Origin of the sequence: Lysinibacillus sp. UBA6686 (assembly GCF_002455205.1) — a bacterium.
In the GTDB taxonomy this organism is placed as follows: domain Bacteria; phylum Bacillota; class Bacilli; order Bacillales_A; family Planococcaceae; genus Lysinibacillus; species Lysinibacillus pakistanensis.
In genome coordinates this window covers 1-12,597 of record NZ_DKJS01000068.1, presented here as the reverse complement: position 1 = coordinate 12,597, position 12,597 = coordinate 1, and the positions used below count along the sequence as shown (strand labels likewise).

At 37.3% G+C, this 12,597-nt stretch carries 11 protein-coding genes; 2 read left to right on the top strand and 9 right to left on the bottom strand.

Annotated elements, in window-relative coordinates:
- Nucleotides 1-146 precede the first annotated feature (146 nt).
- Entirely contained in the window at nt 147-1,667 is a 1,521-nt protein-coding gene (locus tag B2R82_RS18230; RefSeq protein WP_286926294.1) for a succinate CoA transferase, read from the top strand.
- A 122-nt stretch (nt 1,668-1,789) separates the two neighbouring features.
- Nucleotides 1,790-2,932: an MFS transporter gene (locus B2R82_RS18225; RefSeq protein WP_286926293.1), complete on the top strand. Its 1,143-nt coding sequence runs from the start codon at nt 1,790-1,792 to the stop codon at nt 2,930-2,932.
- Between the two features lie 16 nt (nt 2,933-2,948).
- On the opposite strand, the gene B2R82_RS18220 is transcribed toward B2R82_RS18225, so the two are convergent.
- The 9 genes from B2R82_RS18220 to B2R82_RS18180 form a co-directional block, all read right to left on the bottom strand.
- Nucleotides 2,949-3,260, bottom strand: a complete 312-nt coding sequence (locus B2R82_RS18220) for a hypothetical protein (RefSeq protein ID WP_283869815.1) — start codon at nt 3,258-3,260, stop codon at nt 2,949-2,951.
- Nucleotides 3,261-3,900: 640 nt separating this feature from the next.
- A complete protein-coding gene (locus B2R82_RS18215; RefSeq protein WP_054771020.1) occupies nt 3,901-4,182 on the bottom strand; it encodes a GNAT family N-acetyltransferase in 282 nt (93 codons plus the stop codon).
- Between the two features lie 109 nt (nt 4,183-4,291).
- A complete protein-coding gene (locus B2R82_RS18210) occupies nt 4,292-5,206 on the bottom strand; it encodes a DUF1002 domain-containing protein (RefSeq protein ID WP_286926292.1) in 915 nt (304 codons plus the stop codon).
- A gap of 165 nt (nt 5,207-5,371) precedes the next feature.
- A complete protein-coding gene (locus tag B2R82_RS18205; RefSeq protein ID WP_283869817.1) occupies nt 5,372-6,229 on the bottom strand; it encodes a CvfB family protein in 858 nt (285 codons plus the stop codon).
- 42 nt (nt 6,230-6,271) lie between these two features.
- Complete coding sequence (gene mntR / locus B2R82_RS18200; RefSeq protein ID WP_283869818.1) at nt 6,272-6,688, bottom strand: transcriptional regulator MntR; 417 nt, start codon at nt 6,686-6,688, stop codon at nt 6,272-6,274.
- A gap of 186 nt (nt 6,689-6,874) precedes the next feature.
- Nucleotides 6,875-7,174: a late competence development ComFB family protein gene (locus B2R82_RS18195; protein WP_376781256.1), complete on the bottom strand. Its 300-nt coding sequence runs from the start codon at nt 7,172-7,174 to the stop codon at nt 6,875-6,877.
- 170 nt (nt 7,175-7,344) lie between these two features.
- A complete protein-coding gene (locus B2R82_RS18190) occupies nt 7,345-9,471 on the bottom strand; it encodes a heavy metal translocating P-type ATPase (RefSeq protein ID WP_286926291.1) in 2,127 nt (708 codons plus the stop codon).
- Complete coding sequence (locus B2R82_RS18185; protein WP_286926290.1) at nt 9,449-9,823, bottom strand: ArsR/SmtB family transcription factor; 375 nt, start codon at nt 9,821-9,823, stop codon at nt 9,449-9,451. Before B2R82_RS18185 ends, B2R82_RS18190 begins: the two co-directional genes overlap by 23 nt.
- A gap of 177 nt (nt 9,824-10,000) precedes the next feature.
- Nucleotides 10,001-12,364 (bottom strand): penicillin acylase family protein, encoded by a 2,364-nt coding sequence (locus B2R82_RS18180; RefSeq protein WP_286926289.1) that lies wholly within the window; start codon nt 12,362-12,364, stop codon nt 10,001-10,003.
- Nucleotides 12,365-12,597: the final 233 nt, after the last annotated feature.

The following is a 12,597-nucleotide window of genomic DNA, read 5'->3' as shown; positions in this document are numbered from 1 at the left end:
ATCTTAAAGTTTTTGTGACAAATTGGTGATAGTATTATTCAAATGGTTGGAGTTATACTACAACTAAATAAACAGAAAATTCTTGCACGTTTTTTCTAGTTTTGTAATCGGTTTCCATCAAAACTTTTTAGGGGAGGATTTTTTTAATGGATGCAAATGTTCAAAAACGCCTAGGTTTAAAAGAACTAGAAAGTAAAATTGTTACTGCTGATGAAGCTGCAGCACTTATCTCTGACGGTGATGTAGTTGGTATGAGTGGATTCACTCGTGCTGGGGACGCAAAAGTTGTTCCTATGGCATTAGTAGAGCGCGCTAAAAACGAAAATTTCAAAATCGATGTTTATACAGGAGCATCATTAGGACCAGAGGTAGATAAATACTTAGCTGAAGCTGGTGTTATCCGTAAACGTGGACCATTCCAAGGGGACGCTGGTATTCGTAATTTAATTAACTCTGGAGATATCCAATATGTAGATGCTCACCTTTCCCATAACGCTGAATTAGTTCGCCAAGGAATTATTGGACCAATTAAATATTTAATTCTTGAAGCAGTTGCTATTACAGAAGATGGATTCATCATCCCAACAAACTCAGTGGGTAACTCTCCGATCTTTGCGGAATACGCAGAAAACATTATTATTGAATTAAATATTTCACACCCTGAAGCTTTAATCGGTATCCATGATATTTATGTACCAGCAGAGCAAGGTAAACGTGAAGCAATCCCAATGACTGATGCAATGCAACGTATTGGTGATATTGGTATTAAAGTTGATCCAGCTAAAATTAAAGCAATCGTTATTTCAGAAGAGCCTGATGCTCCTTCATTAATCGTTCCGCCAGATGAAGAAACACAAACAATGGCAAACATTCTATTGGACTTCTTCCGTGATGAAATTAAAGCTGGTCGTCTAACAAACCAATTAATGCCATTACAATCTGGAGTAGGCTCCGTAGCGAATGCTGTATTAGATGGCTTTGCTGATTCAGAATTCGAAGATTTAGTTGTAGCATCTGAAGTACTTCAAGATGCTGTATTTAACTTAATCGATGCTGGTAAAGTTAAATTTGCAGCGGCAACATCAATTACTCTTACTGAAGAATTACAGAAAAAAGTATATGGTAATTTAGAGAAATATGCTGATAAAATTTGCTTACGTCCACAAGAAATTTCTAACCATCCAGAGCTTATCCGTCGCTTGGGTCTAATCTCAATCAACACTGCTCTTGAGTTAGATATCTATGGTAACGTAAACTCAACACATGTATCAGGTACTCGTATGATGAACGGTATCGGTGGTTCAGGTGACTTTGCTCGTAACGCTCGTTTAGGTATTTTCGTAACAAAATCCTATGCGAAAGGCGGAGCAATCTCATCAATCGTACCAATGGTTTCTCATGTAGACCATACTGAGCACGATGTTGATGTAATTGTGACTGAGCAAGGTATTGCTGACTTACGTGGTCTTGCACCAAAAGAACGTGTACCTTTAATTATTGAAAACTGTGCGCACCCTGATTACAAAGAGCAATTATGGGATTACTATAACCGTGCTGTAGAAGCAACTGGTAACCATCAAACGCCTCATATTTTAGAGGAAGCACTTTCTTGGCATGTAAATCTTGCTAAAAACAAAACAATGAAAAAAGAAGTCGCTCAAGCTTAATAACTGCGATTCCGCGAACGTCTAATAAGTTGTAAAAAACTTATTAGACGTTCTTTTTTGTCGAAAATGATATAATAAAATCTAGTTATTTTGTAAATACATAATAGATCATCGGAGGAGCTATGAAAAAATTTATTTATGTCATTATTTTCTTTTCATTTTTTGATCTTTTTACCCAGCTTCCTGTTATGAGTACATATGCAGAATCATTAGGGGCATCTGCCTTTTTAACCGGTCTAGCAGTAGGTATGTATTCTCTATCCAATACATTTGGTAATATTATTTCTGGCTTTTTAACAGATCGTAAGGGACCTTTTGTAATTTTAGTTCTGGGTCTTTTGACAATTGGTCTATCTCTTTCTCTCTATAATTTAGTCGAGGATCCTACTACTTTACTAATTGTTCGTTTTGTTCATGGATTAGTAGCAGGTTTTATTGTCCCTGCTGCCTTCACATTTTTAGCTAACGCAACAAAACAGGAAAAAAGAGGAAGAGGCAGTGCTATTTCTGGTGCATTTGTCGGCATTGCTGCCATCATCGGTCCTGCATTCAGTGGTATTTTAGCAAGTCGTACTAGTGTACCGTTCGTCTTTAATATTACAGCCAGCTGTATGCTTTTATTAGGTATTCTTACGTTCTTTATATTAAAGTCCACTCAAATTAAAAAGGAGAAATCTACACCTAGTACACATATACCAATAAGTGTATTTTTCAATAATTCAGGCACATTGAAAGCATTTGCGGGTGCATTTTTTTTAATGTTCTCTCAGGGTGTTATTGCCTATCTACTTCCCCTAAAAGTGCAATCTTTAGGCTTTGATTCACGTTTAAGTGGAACATTGATGAGTGCATTTGGAATTATTTCTGTTCTTGTGTTTATTTTACCCACTAACCGAATTTTTGATAAGGTTGCCCCTATAAAGACATTATCATTAGGTATAGGCTTAATGGGCGTAAGCCAATTACTGATAAGCCAGGCTGATTCAAGTACATGGCTTTATTTAGCTATGGCCTGCTATGGCATTGGATTTGGCTTTTTATTCCCGTCCATTAATTCTCTTTTAATTGACTCTACAACTGCTGATATTCGTGGTAAAGCATATGGTTACTTCTATGCCTTTTTCTCACTAGGTGTTGTCCTTGGCTCATCATTGCTTGGTTGGCTATCATTAGGCATTGTCAGTGGCTTTATCTTTACAGGAATAGTCTTATTAGTATTTGCTAGTATGATTCTTATACCGTACAAAAGACCTTCTCATGCTTAATGAGAAGGTTTTAGATTTATTTCTCTTGCTCCTGAATTTGTTCATTATAAAAATGCACTCCTGTATGACCGCCGCCCTCAGCAACCATTTCATTTGAAGCGATTTTCGTTGGCGAAGTCCCAGCCTCTGTAGCTACCTCAGTAGTTACTCGCTCTGCAACTCTGTTATCCATATCAATATTTGAAGTATTTAAATACGATTCAAATTTCGACCTTACATTATTAAACATATTTAATGCTTTTTCACGGTTTTCTTTTTTACTTAAATAAGATGCTGCTAATCCCGCTAATCCTGCAATTACAACACCTTTTCCTTTTCGTTTTGCCATTAAAAATCCCTCCTAAAATTATAAAAACTAGCTCTGTAGTTTATCTTTTCCCTATTTCAAGACGACTAAACATAAATTTTTTTTACCGCATTCGCATATATATTAGTGAGAGATAACTGTACTCTTTGCTTAGTCTTTTCACTACTTCAATTGCTTACTTTATTATATGTCATAACTTCAAATATATATTATTCTCCTACCAGTTGTTTTTGTATCAATAACACCCTAGCGTAGCCTGAGTTCCTCTATTTCATGGGCATTTGTACGTCCACTGAATAGGAAAAAAACGCATTCATCCGACTCCTATAGAGGTGAAAGTATTCTTGTCGCTGCGCTTTCGCACAGTAAAATTTGCTGAATCAAGATAAAACGTAAATATTTTCTAACACGAAAAATAATTTTGTAACTATTTATGATTATAAAAAACAAGCGAAGGGAATTAATGAATTAATACTATTTATTAGGAGAGTGATGATATGAAAAATTTAGACTTAATATACGATTGGATAGATATGGCTTCATTAATAGGTGGAGCAGGCTTCTTAACAGCATTAATCTACAGTGTTATTCAATTGTAAGAAGCAGCTTGAAAAAAGTGAAAAGGCAATCCGCTTATCTTCCAAGCGGATTGCCTTATTTTTCATTGTTTTACATCATCATAAGCGTTTGATTTTTCAAAGGCCGCTACTACATAAGAGCACACAGCGTCCATTTTATAATCATGCTCCCGAGCATACGCTGCGGCTTGATCTAACAATTCTTTAGCTACACCCTGACCGCGTAATTTATCTGATACATAAGTGTGATCCATGACCATTACTTGCCCATTTTGCTGCCATGTAATTTCCGCTAACTTCTCACCTTCTTGCTCATAGATGTAAGCAAACTGATTTCCTGCCAATTGCTGCAATTGAAATTCCATTTCTCACCACTCCTTTTCTTCAATAGTAGCATAGCTGTTTCTATTTTTTCAAAGATAGCTGATAAGGAATTTCGGTGATTTCAATGTTGAAGAAATTTTGCAGAATCATTTAATTAAACCATGATGAAATCGTATCTTTTAAATTTGCAAAGAAATTTTTTACACTTGTCCAGAAGCCTTCATCTTCCATAAGTGACCCGAATTTCTCCTTAATGGTATTACTAATATCATCTAGTTGTTCAGACCATTTACTAAAATCAATATCTAATTTACTAATTTTGTCCATTAGATCAACAAGTAATTGTTGATCTTTTTCACTTAAATTAATATCAAGTTTGTTTAACTGCTCTTTTACAATTTTTTCAACATCTTCTCGAGTCGCTGGCTTTAACTCTGCAATGTCCTTTTTAATTTCTGTCAGGAGCTTCGCAACCTTAGCATCATCAACCCCTGCTGACTTTGCAAGAGTAGTAGCCACTGAGAGTTCCTCATTCGCTACATCTGTACGATCAATGTCAAGTGTTTCACCTGTTGTTACTTCATAAGCTTTATAAATTCCTACAAGCGCTGAATGTCCAGTTACTGCTTTTGGTGCAGCCACCTGTACAGTTGCATCTTCAATACCCGCTGTTAGCATTGCATTCGCATACATTTCTGATGTCACCTGTGTAATATTGGATGGCGTAACAATCTCAATGACCAAGCCTTCTCCTGCATTTTTACGTGTAATTTTTGCAGAGGAATACATACGGGAACTTGAATTACTATCTTTAATGTATTTAACTAAATCTTCACCTGATACAGTAATTTCTTCAATTTCAGGCTCTTCCTTCACTTTTAAAGATTTTTTAACGGACTCTTTTTCATCTTCAGATAAGTTTGCACCGTATACAACAATTGGAACGCCTAGTTTTTCATCAATTGCTTTTGGAGGCGTATTGTCGGCTGCAAAGCCTGTTGTTGGTGCCATCACAGCAAATACTAACATCGTTGCGGCTAGTATTTTCATCCATGCTTTTTTCAAATTGTGCGACCCCTTTCGCTCGAAAACTCATTTGGCCTGTATAATGTATGTCATTATACAATAATTAGTACGAAAAAAAGACGAGAAGGTTTCAATCGTATCTCTCGTCCATTTCTTTACTTCGTATGGAAATTATCTACCACACCTTACATTAGGAACAAAACATTATATTTCTTCTGTCCAGCCATCTTCCTGTTTTACCCTGCCAGCTTTCATTAAAGTCCCTATTGCACGTTTAAAAGCACCTTTACTCATATTAAACATTTCCTGAATTTCTTCTGGGGAGGATTTATCGCCAAATGGCATTCTACCCCCAACCTCTTGTAGATAATTTAGAATTCGTTGTGCATCATCAGAAATACGTTCATGTTTACGTGGTAATAGAGAGCCGTTCAGGGAACCATCATCTTTTACATCAATAATTCGTACAACTATATCTTGTCCAAGTCGTGGCTCTGTATTACGTTCTGATTCGTGGACAAAAATACGGTAAGGAATGTCTACACCTAGTAAAAACGAACCAACTGGCAGCAATCGATAAGGGCGTGCTGTTACATTTTTATTATGCATCTCTTCAAATGCACCTTCATATAGCTCAGAAACCTTTTCCTCTGTTGCTAAGCGTCCAAATAACTCACCATTGCGATCGGTACGTAATGTCATAAATAAATGATCTCCTGGTATTGGCCAAAGCTCTTTTAATGCAGGTAAGTCCTCAGCCTTTACTAGCACTTCACGTGAAGTACCGATATCTACATAAGCACCCTCACGCTCTACCACTTTCAGGACACGAGCCCAACCATACTCGCCCTGTACAAAAGACGGGATGGCTGTTGTAGCAGCCAATTCTCCACGGCGATCTACAAATAAAAATACTTCAAGGCGATCACCTACAGCAAGTGGCTCTGTTACCTCTGAAGCATTTAAAGGCAGTTCTTTAACTCCATTTGTTAAAATCCATCTCGATGCTTGTTGTTCTAATATTGTTAACGTAACAACTTCACCTGATTTTAATTCGTTCATATTGTCTTCCTTTCCTCCACACCATCATTTTCGCAAAAAATTTTATAAATTGTGTGTTCTAGATGCCTCTAATTTTTTCGCAATGTCTGGGTTTTCTTCCATTACTTGCACAAGATCTGCAATGCGGTCAATTGAGTTCCAACTTAAATGATGCTCGATTCCCTCTACATCATCATAAATACGCTCTTCATCTACACCAATGATTCGCAAAAATTGCTCTAGAAGCTCATGGCGCTGTACAAGACGTTTTCCAAGCTTTTCTCCTTTGGCTGTCAATGTGAGACCACGGTATTTTTCGTAAACTAAATAACCATCTTTATCTAATTTTTGAACCATTTTTGTAACAGAAGAAGGAAGAACAGATAATGCTTCAGCAATGTCAGACACTCGAGCATATCCTTTATGAGCGATTAATAGATATATTTGTTCGATATGGTCCTCCATACTAGGTGTTGGCATATCTTATTCCCTCTCTTTCCTATTCTTACTCTCTAGTTTACTACAAGCTTGGCTTAAAAGTTAACTGAAAATACATATGCCAGAAAATCGTTACATGTATAATACAAATTGTATCTCCGGAGAAGGCGTAACTTACTCGTCCACTGATATTTCATCCTCCTATATCTAGCATAAAAAGAGCCTACTTCAGATAGAAGTGGGCTCTTCTTTATGTCGAGGATGCTTATTGACCACATGTAATGCATGAATAATTTCTCTGTTAATACGCTCGATATTTTCAGGTGTATTCATGACTCTAAATGCTTCATCTCGGGCTTCCATAGATGTAACATACTTACTAGGCAATGCATTTAATGTTAGTGCTACTGTGTCAAGTTCACACATTTCACATTTACAAAATGTTTGATATTCTGGTCCTCGTAATAGAAAGCTAACTAAACCACGCACAATTTCCTCTGTAACATTTACTAAAATAGGATCTGACATATTCAAACTTTCGCCTCATTTATGTTTAATTGTTACATTGTTCCTGAAATTATAATAGCGTTAACGGCGGGCTTTTTCAAGAATCCCTAGTAGCATCTATATCAACAAAATTACTAGTTCCTCGGTAAGATAAAATTCCTATACAACCTCAACATTTTAAATCCTATTTACTACTTTTTTGTTTTAATTAATCGTAATGAATTAAAAACAACTAATAATGTTGCACCCATATCTGCGAAAATGGCAATCCACAAGGTTAACCATCCAGGAATGACGAGTAACAATGCTATTAATTTTAAGGCTAGGGCAAATATAATGTTCTCTTTAATAATGCGTAATGTTTTTCTGCTTAAACCAATTGTATAAGGAAGCTTCGTTAGGTCATCACCCATTAACGCTATATCTGCAGTTTCTAGAGCTGCATCTGTGCCAGCACCACCCATCGCAATACCGACATTAGCAGAGGCTAGGGCAGGGGCATCATTAACCCCATCACCTACCATTGCTACTGGACCAAATTCCGTTCGTAGGTCTTTAATAGCCATCAACTTATCAGCAGGTAATAAGCTTGCGCGCACATCTGTCATATTTAAAGAGGTTGCAATCGCTTGAGCTGTAGGCTCTGCATCACCTGTTAGCATTACTGTATGCTTCACTTTTAGAGCACTTAATTTACTCAGCACATCTTTACTTTCTTGTCGTAATTGATCAGCGATTCCAATCATGCCAATAAATCGATCATTACTAACAGCCGCTACTACTGTTTTACCCTGTTTTTGTAGTTTCTTAACCTGTTCCGTTATTTTTTCATCAACTGCTGCTAGTGTTGCAATCCATTTTAAGCTACCAACATAGATAATCTGCTTATCAACCGTTGCATAAGCACCCTTACCTGTGACAGATTGGAAATCAGTAGGGTTCAGTTCAGTTAATTTTTCATCATGTAATTTCTTTAAAATTGCTTTTGCTAATGGATGCTGTGATTGTTTTTCAACAGCTGCTACTAGCTGTAAAATGTAATCCTGAGAAAGTTCCTCTGCTGTATAGATATCTGTTACAGCAGGTTGACCTTTTGTAAGGGTACCTGTTTTATCAAAAGCTACCGCTTCAATATGACCTAACTGCTCTAGATGTATACCACCCTTAATAAGAACGCCTTGTCGAGCAGCATTTCCAATGGCCGTAACGATTGCTACTGGTGTTGAAACAACAAGTGCACATGGACAACCAACAACCAGAACTGCTAATCCTTGATAAATCCAATGCTGCCAATCCCCCACAAAAAGAGGTGGGATAACTGCTACAAGTAATGCAACTATCATTATCGCTGGCGTATAATATTTGGCAAATCGATCAACGAACTGCTGTGAGGGTGCCTTTTCTGCTTGTGCCTCTTCAACGAGATGAATGATTTTGGCAATGGTTGTATCCTCCACTCGCTTCGTTACACGTATCTCTAGTGCTCCCTCCTCATTCAATGTCCCCGCAAATACTTCATCATCAATTGTTTTATTAACTGGAATCGATTCGCCAGTTATTGCTGCTTGATTTACAGCAGATAACCCGTTTATAACGATGCCATCCATCGCAATCTTTTGACCTGGCTTAACAATTAAAATATCTCCAATTTCAATTTGCTCAGTTGGTAACTCCATTTCGTGGAAATGTTCACCATGTGCTCGCTTTATCGTTGCTGTTGGCGGAGCTATATCCATTAGCTGTCGAATGGATTGACGTGCTTTATCCATTGAATAAGCTTCTAATGCTTCACTTACTGCAAATAAAAAGACAACAACAGCCGCTTCTTCCCATTCACCAATAATGGCTGCACCTATAACCGCAATAGTCATAAGTGTTTTCATATCAAATTCAAATCGGACTAAATTGCGGAAGCCTGTTTTAAAAATCCCCATACCTCCAACTAGAATCGCAATAATAAACATTCCAATCGGTAGTGGTTCTGTTTCACCACGCCATGCTCCAAAAATATAACCAAGCACTACAAATAATAATGATATGCCAGCTAAAATATTTTCCGTTTTTCGATAAAAGGGTATTGATTTTTCCAGAGACCTAGTTGGAGATTGTGACACTTTTATGCCATCAAAGGCACCCGCCTCCTCAATTTGATCAACGCTAATATCTCCAATAACTGTTATTTTAGAAGCACCAAAGTTAACCTGTGCATCTTGTACTTTTGGAATAGCTTTTACGTTTTTTTCAAATTTCGCTGCACAGCTAGCACATGACAAGTTTTGTAGTCTATATTCTTGTTTAGATGGTGTCGTTGCTGTCATTAGCTTTCCCCTCTTTCGCATGTTCATAGGCAATCGTTACAATTTGATACACATGCTCATCCGCTAAAGAGTAGTACATTTGCTTCCCTTTACGATACGATCTCGCTAAATTATTTTCTTTTAAATATCGTAAATGATGGGATGCAGTCGCTACAGATGAACCAATAATTGAAGCAACATCACACACACATAATTCATCCTCTACCGTTAAGGCAAAAGCAATTTTTAATCTTGTTTCATCGGATAATGCTTTCAAAAACTTTGCTACTCCTGATAAATCAGGCATTTGATTTTGCACCTTTATGACCGCTTCCTCATGAACCAGTGTTACTTCACATACTTCTTTCGGCATTTCCTCACCTCATTCAAATATTGGTTTGATTGTTCTCACTATAACATAATATTCCATCTTATTCAAACGATTATTTGAATGTATAGGATTTATATCATTATTTCCATAAAAAAATTTCAATCACACACTTACGAAATAAATAAAAATCAGCGTACATTCTTGTACGCTGATTTTTGTTTATTTTGCTTTTAATAGTAATGTTTTTCCCTTAATATCATCTTTTCTCACAAAGGTTTGATGATAAACTCCATTTGCCCAATCCATTACTTGGTCTTGATACCAATTTGATTTTACATGCCCACTTTGTCCTGGGCCAACGATATGATAGGCTGAGCTTAAATCCCCCGCATCTACAACAAAACGCCATGATGCACCATGATCTACATTTCCTGCTGCATCATTATCGGCAGCTTGAACAGTAACCTTGGAGCCACCAATAGGAACCTTTTTAGCATTAAAATATGCCGCAAGAATTGGTGAAGCACTGCCTAATGTATGATCAAAAGTAAGCTGATGGAAGTCGCCCCATTGCCACTTCGATACATTTTGACCAAATTGGTCTTCTAATTGTGCTACGGTAAGTTCGAATGCCTTATAAACAGTTGTATCCACACCACCTTGCTCTTCCATCCAAATGCTCTTATCTCCTGCATATGCTGAACGTAAAAGCTGATCAGTAATATTAAACTTCCCAGACATTAATTTATACATATCTTCCGGCATCTGATCTTTAAATAATACTTCCTGAAGCTTTATCATCAATGTATGGAAGACTAGTGGAGCACCTGATTCTTTGGCATCTATCATATCCCATTCTTCTAATAATTTAATACTATCTGCGTACTTTCCATCGTGATCTTTTGATTTAATTGATGCTAATAAATTTGGTAAAAACTCGCGTGCATATAGATTCTGCTGATCCATTTGTAGTCGCATCATATCTTCCACTGTTATGGAATCGTTTGCAGCTAACACTTCCTTAATTCGCTCAAAACGATAAGGTTGCGCCCAAAAGTTCGTAATATGATAAGGATATTCCTCTCCAATAACTTCATTATTTGCTGTTGCGATAAAGCCTTCCTTTGGGTTGATTATAGTCGGTAGCTCATCCCATGGGATAAAGCCCTTCCAGCCGTAGTCACTAGAATCCCCTGGAACTGGCAGCTGTCCATCACCCTGCTTTCGAATTGGTATTTGACCATTGGCTTTATATGCAATCGTTCCATCCTTTGAAGCAAATACAAAATTTTGAGCGGGCGCTTTGAAATCCTCTAACGCTTTTTCAAATTCATTCCACGATTTCGCCTTATTGAAACCCAAAATCGCACTTAACTCTGCAGTTGGCTGAAGTGCCGTCCACTGCATAGCAAATTGTGCTGTCGGCTCCGTATCCTTAAATGCTAAATTAGTCATAATCGGACCATGTCTTGTAACAACTACTTCAAAATCTACTGTATCTCCATCCTTTACCTTGATTGATTCATCACGTACCTCTGCTTGCTCCCATTTGCCATCATAGCGATATTGAGTTGGATTATCTGGATTTGGTATTTCAATATATAAATCCTGTACATCAGGTCCAACATTGGTAACTCCCCAAGCAATGTCATCGTTGTGTCCTAAAATAATGCCAGGAATACCTGCAAAAATTACGCCACTAACGTTTTGTTCAGGTGAATTTAAGTGCATTTGATACCAAATTGACGGTGTGCTTAATCCTAGATGTGGATCATCTGCTAAAATGGGTGTGCCTGATGCTGTTTTTTCACCTGATACTACCCAGTTATTACTACCATTAAATTCGTTTGGCAATAAATCAGCTTGAAATTGCCCTGCTACTGCAACTGGATTTTCCTTATTGGCTTCAATAATAGATGACGCATTTTCAGGATATTTCATAAATAATTCTTTCGCTTTGTCTTCACCGAAGTTTTGTAAAGCCCAATGACGGAATGCAAGTGCGTTCCAATTTCCGCCTAAATCATAAGCCATATATTTTCCAATTGTTAGAGAGTCTTCCACAGACCAATCCTCTGGTTCATAGCCTAATAATGCAAATTCATAGCTTAACGTATTTTTTTCTTTTGCCTCTGCAATAAAAGCATTTACACCCTCTGCAAACCATTCAAGTACCTGCTTGCTTTCTGGATCGTAGGCAGATAATGATTTTTCAGCTGCATCTCGTAAACTAAACGTTCGAAAATGCTTATCTGAATTAATGGTTGCCTCTCCAATTATCTCTGACAAGCGACCACTTGCCTGTCTACGGGCTAAATCCATTTGAAACAGTCTATCTTGTGCCTGTACATAGCCCTGTGCACGATACAAATCTGCATCTGTCTGAGCGAATATATGAGGGACCCCCTTGTCATCCCTTGTGACACTTACATCCTGCTCCAACACATTTACAGCAAGCTCCCCATCAATTACTGGCTTTGATTTATTCATGAACCACGTAAAGCCGATAAATAGCGCAATCGCAACTACTGCTAAAAAAACGATAGTAGCCAGCAGCCACTTTTTCCATGTAAACTTTCTCACATGCCAACCCCCTTCTTTGCAATATATTCTGGTTTTCGCCTGCCAAATCCTTTTAAGTGTAAAAAAATTAGCGAAATTTAGCGATTTATAGAACACGGACAGTATAAAAAATATGAATCATCCATACTACTGAGGAATGTTAAAAAATCGTATTTTCCCTAATAGAAAAATACGATTTTCTTAGTGTTGAAAAACTAAATGGTCAAGGGACCCTTTGTGAATATTTAGTCAAA